Raw genomic sequence first — 15,815 nt, forward strand, 5'->3', positions numbered from 1 at the left:
CGTGGACGCCTATTATCCCCGATAAACGTGGCCCGCGTCAGCGCCTGTCACTTTGCTTCCTGAAAACCGTTGAAAAAGCGCACCAGGCTATGCGGCGCCTCGTCGCCGAAGCAGAGTTTGAAAAGATTTTCAGCGTCTTGCGCCTCTTTCGCACTGCGCAGGAACAGCGCTGTTTCATAGGCCAGCAGCGCTGCTTCCACGTCGCCGGGGTGGGCGGCAAGCGCTTGCGCCAGTTCGGCGCCGTCATACATGGCCAGGTTGGCGCCTTCGCCCGATGGCACCATCAAATGGGCTGCGTCACCGAGCAAGGTTACGCCGGGCGCCCTTGGCCAGCGGTGGTCGGGGGGCAGGGCATGCAAGGCGCGCAGCACGGGCGGCGTTTCGCCATCGGTGATCAGGGCGGTCAGCGCCGGCGCCCAGCCGTCGAACTCGGCCGCCACGCGGGCCAGGGCAGCCGCATCGCTGAAGTCGATGCCGGCGAACCATTCCTGCGGTTTGCGCAAGGCCACATAGGTATGCAGCACGCCGTCGGGTTCGCGGTGGGCCAGTATGCCTTTGCCGGGCGTCAAGGAAAACAGCGCGCCGCCGCCGACGGCTACAGCGCTGGCCGGGTGACGCTGGTCGCTGTCAAACAGATACGTTTCAACGAAGGAGGTGCCGGTGTACACCGGTTTTGCGTCGGAAACCAGCGGGCGGACTTTGGACCAGGCCCCGTCCGCGCCGACCAGCAAGCCGGTGGTGACTGTGGTGCCATTGGCAAAGTGCAAGCTGTGCTGTCCATCGCCCAGTGCCTGGACGGACGTCAGTTTATGGCCCCAGCGCACCGTGCCGAAGGGCAAGGACTCGAGCAGGATGCGGCGCAACTCTCCCCGCGGCACTTCAGGCCGGCCACCTTTGCCGTCGTCCGCCTGTTCGAACAAGAGCTCGCCCTGGCTGCCCAGCATGCGGGTGGCTTCGCCGCCTGGATGGATAATGGCCTGGAACGCCTCGAAGAGGCCGGCCGCCTTGAGCGCCAGTTGCCCGTTGTAATCGTGGATGTCGAGCATGCCGCCCTGGCTGCGCGCCTGCGCCGAGGCTTCTGCCTCGTAGACTGTGGCGGCGATGCCGTGCACGTGGAGCACGCGGGCCAGCGTCAAGCCGCCCAGGCCCGCGCCGATGATGGCGATAGGAGTATGCATGGTAGTGTTTCTTTCAAGTTAATGGAACGGTGTTCCATTTGAATTTTGCGCCTGGCTAACATCTGTGTCAAGATAAGTGATGACTGAAAATGTAACGGCAAAATCAAGACGCGAAGCAGCCTTATCGCGCGACACCATCATCGATGCGGCAATCGCATTGCTCGACAGCAGCGGCGAGGGCGGCCTGACCTTCCGAGCGCTGGCAACGAAGCTGGCCACGGGCGCAGGGGCGATTTACTGGCATGTGGCGGACAAGGATGCCTTGTTTACGGCGGCGTCCGATGTGATCATGGCCCGGGCTATCGGCGATGCCCTGCCTGATGCAACGCCTCGGCAAAACATCCAGACCCTGGCGCTGGCTGTGTTTGATGCCATGGACCAACATCCTTGGCTGGGCTCGGCCTTGTCACAAGCGCCGGGCCAGCTGCCCACCGTGCGTCTGCTGGAGCGGCTGGGCCAGCAGGTGGCCGCGCTGGGCGTGCCTGCTAGCCAGCAATGGGTGGCTACCTGTACCTTGTTGAATTATCTGCTGGGCGTCGGCGGCCAGAATGCGGCCAATGCATCGATCGCCCGGGTCCAGGATCTGGAACGAACGCATTTCCTGGAAACCCTGTCGGCTGCCTGGTCGCAACTCGATGCGCAAGACTATCCGTTTACCCGCAGCGTGGCTACGAAATTGCGCGAGCATGACGACCGGGCGGACTTTCTGGCAGGGATCGATTTGATCGTGCAAGGCATGCTTCACAACACGGGAACCAGGTAATGACAGTATTTGACAACGATACCGCGTATCGGCTCGCTGGCGAGCTGTTGAAGGCCATCCAGAGCGGCGATGCAGCTGCTTTAGCGCACTTTGGCATCAACCGGGCCATTGCTGAAGAGATTAGCGAGGAGCTGGTTTCGTCGGGCGACAACCTTGAACAATTGACGCTGCCGCCGTATGCGCTGGCGTTCCAGGCAGACAGGACGGGCAGGGTGCCGTTTGACAGCGACGAGATGCAGGACGAGCCGCAGTCCAGGCGGGTGTGGTGTCAATTATGGTCGGCAGGGGCAGCGACGGACCTCACCCTGGTTGCCGACTATGCCCAAAACTCGCTGGCTTTCAGGCTGCTGGAGACAGATTAGCCCAGCAGCCGTCCCAGCAATGGCCCCAGCAGCGGCGACAGCAGTACCGTGACGATGCCCGAGAAAATCATCGTCAGGCTGGCCACGGCGCCTTCTTCGCCGCCCACCTTGCGCGCTACGGACAGGCCGAAGCCATGCGCAGCCGCGCCGTATGGCGCACCACGGGCGATACGCATGCGCAAGGGCAGCAGCTGCAGCAGCGGCCTGCCCAGCAACAAGCCGAACAGCCCCGTGATGATCACGAACACGCCCGTCAGCTGGCTGGAGCCGCCCATATGGCGTGACGCTTCCAGCGCGAAGGGTGTGGAAACGGAGCGGGCCAGCAGGCTGCGCGCCATGCTGCCGTGCAAGCCCAGCACATGGTCCAGCAGCACGGTGGCCAGCAGCGAGGCGGCGATGCCTGCCAGGCTGCCCAGCGACAGGGCCAGCCAGTGCTTGCGGATCAGCTTGCGTTCCTGGTACAGCGGCAGGGCAAACGCCACGGTGGCAGGACCCAGCAGCCACGACAGCCACTGCGTTTCGCCAAAATAGGTGGCAAACGGGGTCGACGTCGCGGCCAGGGTGGCGATCAGGATGGCCGAAGTGCAAATGGCCGGCGTCAGCAAAAAGTGCGGGTGGCGGCGGTGCAAAGCCTGGTTGGAGTAAAACAGGACCAGGGTCAGCAGCAAAAATATCAATGGCAGCATGCTCATGCGGCCCTCCGTGCGGCGCGCTGGCGGCGCAGCATGGCCAGGCGCCGCTGCCGTTCGTAACGGCACACGTGCTCCACAGTCCAGGCCGTGACCAGCAGCACGCAGATGAAACCGAGGCCTATATCGAGCAGCAAGCTCAAGCCTTGGTCTTTCAGCAACTGGGTAAATTGCACCACCGACACCACCAGCGGGATAAAAAACAGCAGCATGTTTGCCAGCAGCCAGTTGGCGCCCCGTTCCACGCTGGCCGGGCGCACCTTGCCCGACAGTAGCAAGGCCACCAGCACGAACAGGCCGACCACGCCGCCGGACAGCGGCAAATGCACAGCGTTGACGACACGGTCAGCCAGCCACCAGATCACGATCAGCAGCCCCACTTGCCATAAGGTTTGCATGGGTGTCCATAGATGAAAAGACAGGGTGGAATACGGCGCAGGACGGGCGGGGGCTTTCAAGACTGGCTTTCAGGAAGAGGGAGATGCTATTGTAGGGCCCGCTCATCGAAAGATAAAATGACTTAAAATCATGTATATCATTCGATATTGGAATGCATCATGGATATACGCTCTTTGCGCTACTTCGTCGAAGTGGTCGAACAAGCCAGTTTTACGCGCGCCGCCGCCAGGCTGCACGTGACGCAGCCGACCGTCAGCAAGATGATTGCGCAACTGGAACAGTCGCTGGGCCTGGATCTGCTGGACCGCCAGGGCAAGCGCTTTACCCTGACGGATGCGGGCAGGGTGGTGCTGTCGCGTGCGCATGCCTTGCTGGCACTGCATGCGGAACTCGGTGTGGAATTGCGCGACCTGCAACAGATGGAGCGTGGCGAACTGTGCATCGGCGTATCGCCGCAGACCCATTCGGTGATGGCGCCGTGGCTGGCCGAATATCACCGGCGCTACCCGCGCATCGCACTGAAAATGTATGAAAGCGGCTCGCAGGCAATCGAGCGTGAATTGCGCAAGGGGAATGTTGAACTGGGCACCATGCTCGATTACGCAGGCAATGCGGAGATCTGGCAAGATTTCGAGGCGCTGCCGCTGGTGCGCTCGCCCTTGTGCCTGCTGGCACCGCTGGAATCGCCCTGGCGCGGCCGGCAGACAGTAGCCATGCGCGAACTGTCTGACAGTCCGTTTGTATTTTATGGCGATTCCTACGCCCTCAACGACGTGGTGCTGGCCGCCTGCCAGCAGGCAGGATTTACGCCGCGCATTGCGGGCCGCAGCGGCCAGTGGGATTTTATCGCCTCGCTGGTGCGCCTGGGCGTCGGTGTCTGCCTGTTGCCGAAAACGTTTTGCGACACCCTGGACGCGCACCAGTTCGCCATCGTGCCCGTGACGGAACCGGTGCTGGAATGGAATCTGATGCTGGCCTGGCGCCGTGGCGGCAGGCTGTCGTTTGCAGCCCGCGCCTGGGTCGAATTACTGCGTTCGCACATGGCGCGCGCGGCCCGCTTACAATAGGCGCTTCTCCACTTTTTGCCACCACACATGTACACCACCGGGAAAGCCAATTGGAAGCGCCACGCGGGATCTTTGCTGCTGGGCTTGTTATGCACCGTGGGCCTGATGAGCGAGATGGGCTACGCCCAGGCTGCCATCCCCGTGTATGGTTACTTCGTCAAGAATACCTATCCTCATGATACGCAGGCGTTCACGCAAGGCTTGATTTTCAAGGATGGCCATCTGTATGAAAGCACGGGCCAGAACGGGCAATCGTCGTTGCGCAAGGTCGAGCTGACCACCGGCAAAGTGCTGCAGCGAACCATGATGGACAAGCAGGTGTTTGGCGAAGGCATCACCGATGTGGGTGACGAAATCATCGGCCTGACCTGGACCTCGCAAGTCGGTTATGTGTTCGACCAGAAAACCTTCAAGCTCAAGCGCAAGTTCAGCTATACGGGCGAAGGCTGGGGCCTGGCCAGCGACCACAAATACGTCTACATGAGCGACGGCAGCGCCTTCATCCGCGTGCTGGACCCGAAAACCCTGGCCGAAGTGCGCCGCGTCGAAGTCAAGGCCGAAGGCAAGCCGATCACGCGCCTGAATGAACTGGAAATGGTCGACGGCCAGCTGTTTGCCAACGTCTGGGGCGCCGATGTGATCGCCCGCATCGACCCGGCCAGCGGCAATGTAGTCGGCTGGATCGACCTGACGGGCTTGCTGCCAGCGGACCAGCGGGGCACCGACAACCCCGACGCCGTACTGAACGGCATCGCCTGGGATGCGCGCGGCAAGCGTCTGTTTGTCACCGGCAAGCTGTGGCCCAAGCTGTTCGAGATCGAGCTGATCCGCATCGAAGGGCGCTGATCGCCGGCAAGGGCCTTATCCGCACAGCAGCATCTGTCATTGCGCCGGCGAGCCTGGATAACGGTTCAGGTCGACCGCACCGGCGATGCCACCGGGCTTGTTCAGGCCATCTGGATATTTTCCAGATGGAACGTGAACGGCGTCGAATCCGGACCCGGGCCGCCGCCGGTCATGACGATGTCGGCGCTGGCGATGCCCAGCAGCGACAGTTCGGTATTGACGTCGGACAGGATGGCCGAATCCATGACCTCGCCTTCGGTGACCTGCGGCGCCGCGCCTATCCAGATGGTTGGCCTGAATTCGAACACGGCCTGCTGGCCGGGCGCGATACTGGTCTTGATGGCCAGCAGCCGGCCTTCCTTGTAGATGCAGGCATTGATGGCACCACTGGGCCGGTCGTTACGCACCTGCACCTCGCGGCTGCTGGTCGCTGGGCCGCAATACGACAGGGTATCGCCCGAACTCGTCAGCTCGACGTGGTACCTATTGCCGTTTTGCGCAGTGATTTGCGGCGTGTGGTTGCCCCAGCTATCGCTGGCACTGACCGCCATCGACATCGGGAATCTGAACGGGTGGTTGTGCGATACGCCGCGATGCTCGATCACGCGCCAGGCGACGGTCGGTTCATCGAAGCTGGTGGCCACGTTTTTCTGGAAGATGACGACCTTTGCATTGTTGCTGTCGTGGCAGCGGTTGATGAAGTTCAGCATGATGGACATGGCAAATATACTCCGTGGTGGTGCCGCGCTGGCGGCAGCGCTTGCAGGGTGGCGCCATCGGGCGATGGTGGCATGACCTTACACATTTACGGGGCCAAAAAACTATCCAATTGTCATTAAAAGATGTCAGAAAAAATAAAATGGCAAAGATGGCATAAGCATATTTGTTTGTCGTATGATCTTCCAGCCGCACACTTTGCCAGCCAGCAATTAGCATCCGAAACGCATCTTTCCTGTGGAGACAAGAATGAAAATGCCCGTTTTAGGAAGTACGCAGCCAGCCATCCTCAACCGCCCCCTGGAGTACCTTGCCACCGATACCGCCGCCGTGCGCGCCATTGCCCAGGCGGCCGTCAGCGTGGAACTGTTTACCATCCCGCTATACATGTGCACCATGTATTCTATACAGGGCACGCACCAGATCAATTCCAGTGGCATACGCTATTACGAAGGGCGGCAGTGGCCGGGCATGAGCACCACGGCCAGGCCGGACACGCCCGAGCAGCACGCCTTCAATATCATTTTCAGCGTATTCATCCAGGAAATGCTGCATCTGCAGATGGCGGCCAACCTGAGCACGGCCATCGGCGCCGCGCCCTGCTTTACGGGCACCGAACTGCAGGACCAGCAGCATGGCTGGACCTGCTATGGCAAGGATCTCAGCGTGATTCCCCATATCGTCGACCTGAAGGACACCTCCGGCTACCGGCACGTGCGGGTCAACCTGGAAGAGCTGAACGCCAACCAGTGCGACCTGTTCCTGGCCATCGAACAGCCCGAGGAACAGGCGCGCGAACAGCTGAAAGCCTACGATAGTATCGACCATACCAAGTATTTCCCGGAAGTGCCGCTGGCCGGCTGGACGCCGGGCAAGTCCGTGCACGACTTGCCCCTGTTCGGCACCATCGGCTATATGTACGAATGTTATGCGCGCTACATCAGCATCGAATATGCGGATGGCGAAACCCTGTGGCAGAAGCTGTTCGTCAACGGTTCGGTGCAGCAGGATATGTTCAACAGCCAGGTCGACGGCCACAAGCAGGCGGAATTTCCCCGCTTCGACACCTGTTTCGGCCCGCAAGACCAGGATGGCGGCCAGGTGCGCTCCTTCAACAAGGCGATCGACATGATGGCGGCCATCACCGACCAGGGCGAGGGCAGCGATACGGCCATCCAGCGCTACCGCCGCAGCGTCATGCTGGCCGCCGTGAAGCCCGATTACCGCGAAGACCGGGCCGCGCTGGAAGCCGATTATCCCTCGTACACCAATAGCGGCGGCGATGCCCCTTGCTCGCGCGACGCGGCGGCGCGCCACGACAGCGCCGAATACGACCACTATGAACGCTTTGGCCAGGTGAAAGACAAGCTGCCCGTCAAGACCTGGGCTTCATGGCATGCACAGGGCAACCGCTGGGACGTGGCCATGCTGACCAATGGCGACTACAAGCCGGCCAGCGCGCCGACCAATATACCCACACCGGACGACGTGGCCGGCGCCTTGAACCGCCTGAAGGACAAGTCCGATACGCACGCCATGCTGAGCACGGTGGCCACCGGCGCCATCTATGGCATCACGTCCGTGCTCGATACCTACTGGCTCAAACAGGATACGGATTTTCCATATCCCTCGATGGTGGGCGCGGGCGACCGCATGGCCATCTGCTGGGCCGTGCTGGGCCAGGCGCCATCCCTGGCCACGGGCGTGCCGCTGCCGGAAAAAGACGTGCTGTACCACGCCTGCCAGGGCATGCAGCTGGAAGGCGAGGCCGCATCGTGCGCGGCGCTGGCCGTCTACCATACCTGCCGCGGCTCCAACGGCTGCCGGGCGCAGGGCGGCTGCGGCTTTGCCCAGGTCGATACTGCCACGGGCCCGCGCGGCGCTTCCTCCTGCGGCCATTCGGCCAAGGTCAGCAAGGTGGCGGGTAATCTGTGCGGCGCGCCCAAGCCGCCTGCGCCAGGCGTCACGGTGTATAGCGCACCCAGCGACAATCAATGCGCGGGTTTCGGCGGCTGCGCCGTGCCGATTTCTGCGTCGCAATTGTTCCCCAATCCCACACCGGCCAGCATGGCCTTGTATGACTTCGGCCCCGCACCGGAACACACGCCGCTACCGTTGAAGGACACGCTCAGTTTCACCCTCGGTGAAAACGTGCATGACAAGGCCTGGCAAGCGTATGGCAAGGTGATGGCGGCGCGCGGCAAGACGCCCGGGGATAAACCAGCGCCGAGTGACTTGCGCCTGGCGTTGCCGCCATCGACCTGATGGACGGTTCTGCGCAAACAGTACAGCCCCGGCTGGGCCTGCCCAATCTGGGCCTGGGCCTGGGGCTGCGCCATCCGCATTATGGCCACATCCTGCAGCACGGGCCGCAAGTGGGCTGGTTCGAGATCATCAGCGAGAACTTCATCGACCACAATGGGTATGCGCGCCATGTGCTGGAACAGGTGGCGGCGCAAGTGCCGGTCGTCATGCACGGCGTGTCGCTGTCGATCGGCAGCAGCGATCCGCTGGACCTGGCGTATTTGCGCAAGCTGCGCCAGCTGGCCGAAGAGTGCAAGCCGGCCTGGATTTCCGACCATTTGTGCTGGACAGGAGTGGCCACGCTGAACAGCCACGACTTGCTGCCGCTGCCGCTGGACGAAGCGAGCCTGCGCCATGTGGCGGCGCGCGTGCGGCAGGTGCAGGAATTCCTGGGGCGCCCGCTGATCCTGGAAAACCCCAGCACTTATGTGGAATTCACCCGTTCCAGCATGCCGGAATGGGAATTCCTGGGGCGGCTGTGCGAGGCGACCGGCTGCGGACTTTTACTCGACGTAAACAATGTCCATGTCTCGGCGTTTAACCATGGTTATGACGCGGCCCATTACATCCGCCAGTTGCCGGCCGCCCACATCGTGCAGCTGCACCTGGCCGGCCCCAGCGATTGCGGTACTTGTTTGATCGATACGCACGATGCACCCGTGCCCGCAGCCGTCTGGCGTTTGTATGCGCTGGCGCAGCAATTGACGGGCGGCGTTTCGGCCTGCCTGGAATGGGACGCCAATATCCCCGACTATCCGGCGCTGCTGGCCGAATTGCACAAGGCGCACGCCGCCATGCGGGGCGAGATACCCGATAGCCCGCCCGTGCAGGCCAGCGCTTCTGTCTCTACGCCCCTGGCTTTTCATCTTGACAGGCAGGCCATGCCATGAATGACGGCCAGGCGGAACTGCAACAATTGCAAGCCTGGTTCTTGACGGCCATGCTGACGCCGGGCGGCGCGGCCCGGGGCGTGGAACTGGCCCGGCAACAGCATGGTCTTGGCCAGGAGCAAGTGCTGCGGCCGGCGCCGGATGGCAGCGACCGCCTGTCCATCTATGCCAATGGGTATGTGCTGCGCCTGCTCGACTGCCTGCAAGCCGATTACCCCGTGCTGCGCAAGACGATGGGAGAGGAACTGTTCGATTTTTTCGCCCGCGCCTATATCTGGCGCCACCCCTCGCGTTCGCCCACCTTGTACGACCTGGGCGCGGGATTTGCCGGCTTCCTGCATGACAGCCAGGCGGGTAGCGGCGCCGGCGCGCCGGCCTTGCTGCGTTTTCCGATCGACCTGGCGCGGCTGGAGCGGGCCCGTAGCGAAGCGGGCAGGGCGCCCGGGCTGGAAAAGACAGCACGGAGCACCTTGTGCCACGCTGTCGGCTGGCTGGCCGGCGAGATGCCCATGATTTGCCTGGCGCCATGCACGCGCCTGCTGGCCCTGTCATTTCCCCTCGGTGCTTTCTGGCTGCAGGCGCAAGCCGTGCAAGCGGACGACATGCCGGCCCAGCCCGAAGCGGCGGCCAGCCATGTCGCAATCAGCCGCCTCAATTATCGCCTGGCCATGCATGACTTGCAGCCTTGGCAATTTTATTTCCTGCAAGCGGCGGCCAGGCCTGCATCGGCCATGCTGTGCGCGCAGCAGGCCAGCCGGGACAGCGGCGAGCCGGTGGCCGCGATACTGGCCGAGACCATGCTGTGGCTACCCTGGGCCCTGGACGCCGGCCTGATCCATACCGTGGATGTCAAAAAGGCTGATCAAGATCAGCCTTTTCAAGTGCCATGCGCAGAAAGATCTTAGCGGTAGAACGCTTCGACCTTGCCTTTCAGTTTGATTTGCAAAGGACGGCCGCGGCGGTCCAGCGACTTGGCGGAAGCGACCTTGATCCAGCGTTCGCTGATGCAATACTCTTCCACGTCAAGGCGTTCCTTGTCGTTGAACTTGATGCCGACGTCGCGCTCGAATACGGCGGCAACGTGGTATGGGCTGCTGGGATCGATCGACAGGCGATCGGGCAATGGGGGTAAGGTAGTGGTATCGTTCATGGGCAGGATTATCGCCCAGAATGCCGATCCAGACAACGGTGACGTGTTGCGGTGACGTGCTTGCCGGCCAGCGACGAGCGTTATCACGCTGCAATGTTGTCATATTGATTAACTGCCTGGCATGTTGCCTTCCCAAGCTTTAATCAGAATTTCATGAAAGCTTAATAAATGTGCGCGAGCCGATGGCCATACTACGCTCCATCGATACCGATACATCCCGCTCTCATTGAAAGAAACCCATGTTGACCTTGAAAAAACTCGCCGCCTCGGCAGCCATCGCCGCGCTGTCTTCCATCATGCTGGCGCCAGCCGCACAGGCGCAATCGCCTACCGGCGGTCCCGCCGACTACGGCATGCAGGTAGCGCCAGACACGCCGGCGCGTGTCGTGAACATCGATGCGACCACCACCTACGTCAACGTCGAAGATGGCGAAACCGTCAAATTCAATGTCGATGGCAAAAGCTTCGTCTGGCATTTCGACACTTATCCCGAAACCTTCAGCGTCAAGCTGTCGCGCCTTGCGCCGGCCGGCATCGCGATCAAGGGCGTGACCGTGTATATCGACGGCAATCCGCTGTACCTTGGCTAAAGACTATTTTTATTTACCCCAAGGTCGAACGTGCCGGAGGCGAACCCGGCGCGGTCCGACCCCAGGGTTTGCATTTGGGGTAATCCGAAGTCCAAGGTCGAGATGACGGTCAATTACGACTTGTCATCATTCTTGTGGCTTTGACGGCCGGCTTCCGCATGCTGTTCCGGCGTGCCGCCGCGCATGCCGGAACCTGAGCCCGAACCTGAGCCTGAGCCCGCATTGCCGCCCGACCCCGATTGCTGGCTGGCGCCTTTCTGGCCCGATTGCTGCGAAGCCGAGCCTTTGTCCCCTTTGTCCCCTTTGTCCATATCGTTCTTGTGGCTTTGACGGCCAGCCTCGACATGCTGCTCATGGGTCCCACCCTGGGTTCCGCCTTGCGTGCCCGTGGATTGCTGGCTGCCCGGCTGCCTGCCCGATTGCTGATTCTGCTGGTGCTGGGTGGTCGATGGTTTGCCGGTGCTGCTGGTTTTATCGTTGCTGGCCATGATGGTGTCCTCTTTAGGTAAGTGAATGATCTTGCCTGAACCATTCTCCCTGCCTGACCCTGCGCGCGCCATAGGGACACCACCTGCCGGCGTGTAGGAGAACTCTTGAGGGGGCGGCAACCATTTCCTGGTCGCATGGATCAACACGGGCTTACAGGTGGCGCGTTTCCTGTGGCGCGGTGTCCCAGGCGTCGTGCCGGCCATCGACAAAGGTGACGTGCGCACCGGCCAGTTCCGCCACCGAGGCGTCGTCGAGGCAGTTCACGCTGATGCCGTAAAAGGGGCCGATGCGGGGCGAGTTGCCCTGGCCGAAGGGCCGCACGCCGCAATGGCGGCAAAAGTAATGGCTTTCCTTGCCGGCGCCGAAGCGGTACATGCCCAGGTCTTGCTCGCCGGCCAGCAGGCGAAAGGCGTCCGGCGGCACCAGGCTGGCCCAGCAGCGTACTTTCAGGCAATACGAACAATTGCAGCGCAGGGTGGGGCGGGCCAGGTCGATCTCGGCCGCAAAGCGCACGGCGCCGCAGTGGCAACTGCCATGGTAGGTTTTTTTCACTGCCATCCTCGTTCAGCGTGGGCGATGCCTGACTGTACTGGAATGCAGCCCAGAAATGCAAGACGCCGCAAACCTTGCGGCCTGCGGCGTCTTGTCAGTCACTTGGGAGTGACGGTCTTGCTTAGCGTATTACAGCGACTTCAGGAAAGCCAGCAGCGATTCGCGGTCTGTCTTGGACAGGTTGGCAAAACGTTGGCGGGCTGCCGTGCCTTCGCCACCGTGCCACATGATGGCTTCGGTGAGGTTGCGGGCGCGGCCGTCATGCAGGTAGCCGGCCTTGCCGCTGGTGCCCATGACTTTATCCGAGTAGCCGATGCCCCACAGTGGCGCGGTACGCCACATGCTGCCCGCTGCCTGGCCTTCTGTGAACTTGTCGGCCAGCTCAGGACCCATGTCATGCAGCAACAGGTCGGTGTACGGACGGATGGTCTGGTTGCGCAATTCTGCAAACAGGTGGCCGTTGCCGGTTTTCATCTCTACCGTATGGCAGGCGGCGCAACGCATGCCCTGGAACAGCTTGGAACCGGCAGCTACTTTCACTGGATCGACGTCAAGCTCTTCGAGTGGGGCCACGCCTTTCGGGAAGCCGCTCGGGATGCTGCGCTGGGCCGGTACGGCCACCAGTGCCAGGTAGTGCGAGATCTTTTGCAGGTCGTCTTCCGACACGCCAGGCTGCTTGCCGCCCGAGGCGCAAGCCACCGGACCGTTCATGCAGTTGCGGTTAGGATACACCGGCGTGGTCACTGCCATGTCCAGCATCAGCGCTTCGGCTGCCTGGTGGCGCAGGGTGGACTTGCCGGCTTTCCAGCCGAAACGGCCGATGCGCACGACGCCCGTTTCCGGATCATACACATAGTTCGGCTGGCCCTTGACGCCGTCGGCGTCTGGCGTGGTGCGTGCACGGGCCAGGATGTCGGCTTCCGGCACGGCTTCGAGCAGGCCGGTACCGATCATCGGCTGGGCCGAGCGCAGCGAGTAGATCTCGGGAACCGGACCTTCGAAGGCCAGCACGGGTTTGCGCAGTTCGACCTTGGTGCCGTCCGCCAGGCTGACGTTGCGCGTGTCGAAGCTGCCCACGCTGACGGTGGTGCCCCAGTTTTGCGGTGCGCCGGTCGCCGAGACGGAGTTCATCTGGATCGCGGTGCCGTATTGTGGATGCGGCACTTGCTTGCCATCCGGACCCGTCACGGCGACGCGTACGCCCATGGTGTCGAGGCGCTGGTTCAGCGAGCTCGGCGCCGGGCTGCGGCCGTTGTCGACGTGGCAGGCGATACAGGTCGATTGCGTGAAGCGCGAACCTTGCATGCCGACTGCGGCCTGGTAACGGTCATTGCCGTTTTCATTATGGTCGCCGGTGGTGAAGTTGGTGTGCACCAGGCGGCGGCCTTCAACGAAACGCTGCATGTTTTGCATGCCGATGTTGTTGTGCGGCTGCTGGAACATGAACAGGCCGTTGTCCGAGTAGTTATAGGACACGGAACCGAGACCGCCCGACAGGGTTTCTTCCGGCAGCGGCACGGAGTTCAGGCGCGGCTGCACGCCATACCATGGGCGCAGGCCGGCGCCGACGACGTAGGTCCACTCGTACGAGTAGTAGCGGATGCCGCCATTGTCGCCAATCGCGCCCATCGACTGGGTGGTGGTGAACATCGATGGCGAGACTTCGATGATGTCGCCCGGCACCAGCGCGCGCGCCTTGATGTCCTGGCCATTCGGGAAGCCGTTCGCATCGAGGCCGCCGTGGCCTGGATATTCCTTGACCAGCAAGGTGCAGGCGCCGTTGATGCCGTTAGGCGTGGTCAGCTTGTTGTTGGCAGGGTAGGCAACCGGTTTGCAGACCGGCACGTTGCGGTCGACCAGTTCGCCAGGCGACATCCAGCCGTAGCCGGTCACGCCCGGACGGTCGAAGCCGCGGAAGAAGGCCACGCCACCGTTCAGGAAATCGACGGTGGTGTACTGGTTGACGATCAGGGTCGGCTTGGTCACGCCGGCAACGCGGCTGTTGTCGATGATCTCGACGCCCCAGGTGCGGTTCTTGAAGTATTGCGGCACGAAGGTCAGGTAGTTGCCTGGACCCTTGTCGACCGGCAAGCCGGTGATCGGATCGACCGTTTCGTTCGGGCCGTAGCCGATTTCATTCCACTCTTCGCCACGCTCGCGGCCATGGCGGGCCAGGCCGCGCGCGCCGAAGCGGGTCACCAGGGTGCCGTCGGGCAGCGAGAATTGCAAGGTTTCCAGCGGTTCGGCAGCCGCTGGCAGCGGTTGCCAGCCATTGCCGTTGACAGGGTATTTCAAGGCCGACGTGGCGTTGGCAGGCAAGCTGTTATCGCTGCCTGGCGATTTGAAGCCCACTTCCAGCAAGGAATAGCCGTATTGCGAGGAGCGCGCCACGCCTTGCAGGCGGATGTAGCGCGAATTGATGCCCAGGTTATAGAACTCTTCGGTGCCGCCCTGGCCGTTGGCCACGTAGCGCACGCGCGACCAAGTCTGGCCGTCATCGGATACCTGCAGCTCATATTGCTTGCCGTACGCGGCTTGCCATTGCAGCTTCATGTAGCCGACCTGCGTCTTGGCGCCAAAGTCGAACTGGATCCAGGCGCCATCTTCAAACGCGCTGCCCCAGCGGGTGTCGAGCTTGCCGTCGATCGCCATGGCGGCCGACAGGCCCGGATTTTCCAGGCGCGACGAGGTGGCCGCCACCGGCTTGATGGTCACGCCAGGCAAGGTTGGATCGAAGACCACCGGCGGCTGCGGCTCGGTGGTCGGCGGCTGCGCATCGGGCGTGCCAGTGTACGCCTGGATTTCCAGGATGGAATAACCGTAGCGGCCCGAGCGTTTTACGCCCTGCATGCGCAGGTAGCGGCCCTGGCCCGAAAAGCCCGTGATATCTTCGACGCCGCCCTGGCTGTCATTGACTTCCTTGACCGTGGTCCAGGTCTTGTTGTCATCCGATACTTGCAGCAGGTATTGGCTGGCGTGGGCGTCTTCCCACTCGATATGCACGCGCGTAATCGTTTGCGTGGTGCCGAAATCGAGCGTCAGGTATTCGTTGTCCGTAAATGCGCTACCCCAGCGCGTATTGAGGTTGTGGTCGATGGCCGCTGCGGCATTCAGGTCGCCCCGCTCGGACGAGCTGGCCGTGGCGCCGACTGGCGTCAGCGGCGATTCGACCGACGATACGGAAGATCCCAGCAAACGCTGCGCCTGCGGGCTGTTGGCGTCGCCACCACCGCCGCATGCTGCCAGCAATAGCGCCAAAGCCAGCGGCGCTCCCCGTGTTGAAAGATGGCGCAGAGTGGGCATCGTCATGCTCCGCCTGTGTACCGCTTTATTATGCATATTCTTCCTTTTTTATCGCTGCGTAAAATACGCCACCTTCTCCGACCCGTGCGGATCCTGCCGTGCTGCCGTCTTATCGGCCCGGTGGGGCCGGCGCCGAAAACGTTTTTCTTGATAGGGATGGGGTGTGCGTGAATTTATTTCATACGGCAACTATTGCCGTATGGAAATAGTGCGCCTAAGTTATCGCAGGCAGAAAGGCATGTCAAGCGTACATCGCATTGCTTGATTGAAAACGACAAAAAATTAATGCGTATTGACAAAAGGTAAGTTTTTGACGGCCGATGAGCGGGAGAGTGGCTATCTTCGGGGCCTTGTGCAACGGCTTATTCCGACTCTTTTCTGCGGGTTAACGCCGGAGGGGGGGGGGGGGGGGGGGGGGGGGGGGGGGGGGGGGGGGGGGGGGGGAGGGAGAGGGGGGGGGGGGGGAGGGGGGGGGGAAGGGGGGGGAGGTGGGGGGGGGAAACAAGAGGAGGAGGG

Annotated in this window: 16 protein-coding genes; 8 read left to right on the plus strand and 8 right to left on the minus strand. The window is 62.2% G+C overall.

Annotation, left to right across the window (positions count from 1 at the left end; genetic code table 11):
• Window positions 1-47 precede the first annotated feature (47 nt).
• A complete protein-coding gene (locus ACL9RI_RS21740; RefSeq protein ID WP_422728575.1) occupies window positions 48-1,178 on the minus strand; it encodes an FAD-dependent oxidoreductase in 1,131 nt (376 codons plus the stop codon).
• Between the two features lie 79 nt (window positions 1,179-1,257).
• Here ACL9RI_RS21740 and ACL9RI_RS21745 point away from each other — a divergent pair, with 79 nt between their 5' ends.
• Both ACL9RI_RS21745 and ACL9RI_RS21750 read left to right on the plus strand, forming a co-directional pair.
• Window positions 1,258-1,941, plus strand: a complete 684-nt coding sequence (locus ACL9RI_RS21745) for a TetR/AcrR family transcriptional regulator (protein ID WP_422728576.1) — start codon at window positions 1,258-1,260, stop codon at window positions 1,939-1,941.
• The gene (locus tag ACL9RI_RS21750; protein ID WP_422728577.1) at window positions 1,941-2,303 is read left to right on the plus strand and encodes a hypothetical protein; all 363 of its coding nucleotides are present in this window, start codon (window positions 1,941-1,943) and stop codon (window positions 2,301-2,303) included. Before ACL9RI_RS21745 ends, ACL9RI_RS21750 begins: the two co-directional genes overlap by 1 nt.
• On the opposite strand, the gene ACL9RI_RS21755 is transcribed toward ACL9RI_RS21750, so the two are convergent.
• Together ACL9RI_RS21755 and ACL9RI_RS21760 are read right to left on the minus strand one after the other, a co-directional pair.
• Window positions 2,300-2,995 carry an LrgB family protein gene (locus tag ACL9RI_RS21755; RefSeq protein WP_422728578.1) on the minus strand — a complete coding sequence of 232 codons (696 nt, stop codon included), beginning with the start codon at window positions 2,993-2,995 and terminating at the stop codon, window positions 2,300-2,302. The genes ACL9RI_RS21750 and ACL9RI_RS21755 overlap by 4 nt on opposite strands.
• Window positions 2,992-3,390 (minus strand): CidA/LrgA family protein, encoded by a 399-nt coding sequence (locus tag ACL9RI_RS21760; protein ID WP_422728579.1) that lies wholly within the window; start codon window positions 3,388-3,390, stop codon window positions 2,992-2,994. Before ACL9RI_RS21760 ends, ACL9RI_RS21755 begins: the two co-directional genes overlap by 4 nt.
• A gap of 159 nt (window positions 3,391-3,549) precedes the next feature.
• Between ACL9RI_RS21760 and ACL9RI_RS21765 the strand changes: the two genes are divergently transcribed.
• Both ACL9RI_RS21765 and ACL9RI_RS21770 read left to right on the plus strand, forming a co-directional pair.
• Complete coding sequence (locus tag ACL9RI_RS21765; protein WP_422728580.1) at window positions 3,550-4,458, plus strand: LysR family transcriptional regulator; 909 nt, start codon at window positions 3,550-3,552, stop codon at window positions 4,456-4,458.
• Between the two features lie 27 nt (window positions 4,459-4,485).
• Complete coding sequence (locus tag ACL9RI_RS21770; protein ID WP_422728581.1) at window positions 4,486-5,304, plus strand: glutaminyl-peptide cyclotransferase; 819 nt, start codon at window positions 4,486-4,488, stop codon at window positions 5,302-5,304.
• A 101-nt stretch (window positions 5,305-5,405) separates the two neighbouring features.
• Here ACL9RI_RS21770 and ACL9RI_RS21775 read toward each other — a convergent pair whose 3' ends face one another.
• The gene (locus ACL9RI_RS21775; RefSeq protein ID WP_422728582.1) at window positions 5,406-6,023 is read right to left on the minus strand and encodes a hypothetical protein; all 618 of its coding nucleotides are present in this window, start codon (window positions 6,021-6,023) and stop codon (window positions 5,406-5,408) included.
• Between the two features lie 247 nt (window positions 6,024-6,270).
• Here ACL9RI_RS21775 and ACL9RI_RS21780 point away from each other — a divergent pair, with 247 nt between their 5' ends.
• The 3 genes from ACL9RI_RS21780 to ACL9RI_RS21790 are packed head-to-tail and all read left to right on the plus strand — an operon-like array spanning window position 6,271 to window position 10,120.
• Window positions 6,271-8,286 (plus strand): ferritin-like domain-containing protein, encoded by a 2,016-nt coding sequence (locus ACL9RI_RS21780; protein ID WP_422728583.1) that lies wholly within the window; start codon window positions 6,271-6,273, stop codon window positions 8,284-8,286.
• The gene (locus ACL9RI_RS21785; protein ID WP_422728584.1) at window positions 8,286-9,215 is read left to right on the plus strand and encodes a DUF692 domain-containing protein; all 930 of its coding nucleotides are present in this window, start codon (window positions 8,286-8,288) and stop codon (window positions 9,213-9,215) included. Before ACL9RI_RS21780 ends, ACL9RI_RS21785 begins: the two co-directional genes overlap by 1 nt.
• On the plus strand, window positions 9,212-10,120 hold the full coding sequence (locus tag ACL9RI_RS21790) for a putative DNA-binding domain-containing protein (protein WP_422728585.1): 909 nt from the start codon (window positions 9,212-9,214) through the stop codon (window positions 10,118-10,120). Before ACL9RI_RS21785 ends, ACL9RI_RS21790 begins: the two co-directional genes overlap by 4 nt.
• Here the strand turns inward: ACL9RI_RS21790 and ACL9RI_RS21795 are convergent.
• Complete coding sequence (locus tag ACL9RI_RS21795) at window positions 10,117-10,365, minus strand: DUF3297 family protein (protein WP_422728586.1); 249 nt, start codon at window positions 10,363-10,365, stop codon at window positions 10,117-10,119. The two genes, ACL9RI_RS21790 and ACL9RI_RS21795, sit on opposite strands and share 4 nt — an antisense overlap.
• Before the next feature lie 239 nt (window positions 10,366-10,604).
• Here ACL9RI_RS21795 and ACL9RI_RS21800 point away from each other — a divergent pair, with 239 nt between their 5' ends.
• Entirely contained in the window at window positions 10,605-10,955 is a 351-nt protein-coding gene (locus tag ACL9RI_RS21800) for a CzcE family metal-binding protein (RefSeq protein WP_422728587.1), read from the plus strand.
• Between the two features lie 113 nt (window positions 10,956-11,068).
• Here the strand turns inward: ACL9RI_RS21800 and ACL9RI_RS21805 are convergent, their stop codons facing one another.
• The 3 genes from ACL9RI_RS21805 to ACL9RI_RS21815 all read right to left on the minus strand — a co-directional run bounded on the left by ACL9RI_RS21805 (window position 11,069) and on the right by ACL9RI_RS21815 (window position 15,305).
• Window positions 11,069-11,443: a hypothetical protein gene (locus tag ACL9RI_RS21805; RefSeq protein ID WP_422728588.1), complete on the minus strand. Its 375-nt coding sequence runs from the start codon at window positions 11,441-11,443 to the stop codon at window positions 11,069-11,071.
• A 151-nt stretch (window positions 11,444-11,594) separates the two neighbouring features.
• Window positions 11,595-12,002, minus strand: coding sequence for a GFA family protein (locus tag ACL9RI_RS21810; RefSeq protein WP_422728589.1), 408 nt, complete (start codon window positions 12,000-12,002; stop codon window positions 11,595-11,597).
• A gap of 123 nt (window positions 12,003-12,125) precedes the next feature.
• The gene (locus ACL9RI_RS21815; RefSeq protein WP_422728590.1) at window positions 12,126-15,305 is read right to left on the minus strand and encodes a di-heme oxidoredictase family protein; all 3,180 of its coding nucleotides are present in this window, start codon (window positions 15,303-15,305) and stop codon (window positions 12,126-12,128) included.
• Between the last annotated feature and the right edge of the window lie 510 nt (window positions 15,306-15,815).

It is taken from the genome of Janthinobacterium sp. Mn2066, assembly GCF_049319705.1.
Classification (GTDB): domain Bacteria; phylum Pseudomonadota; class Gammaproteobacteria; order Burkholderiales; family Burkholderiaceae_D; genus Janthinobacterium.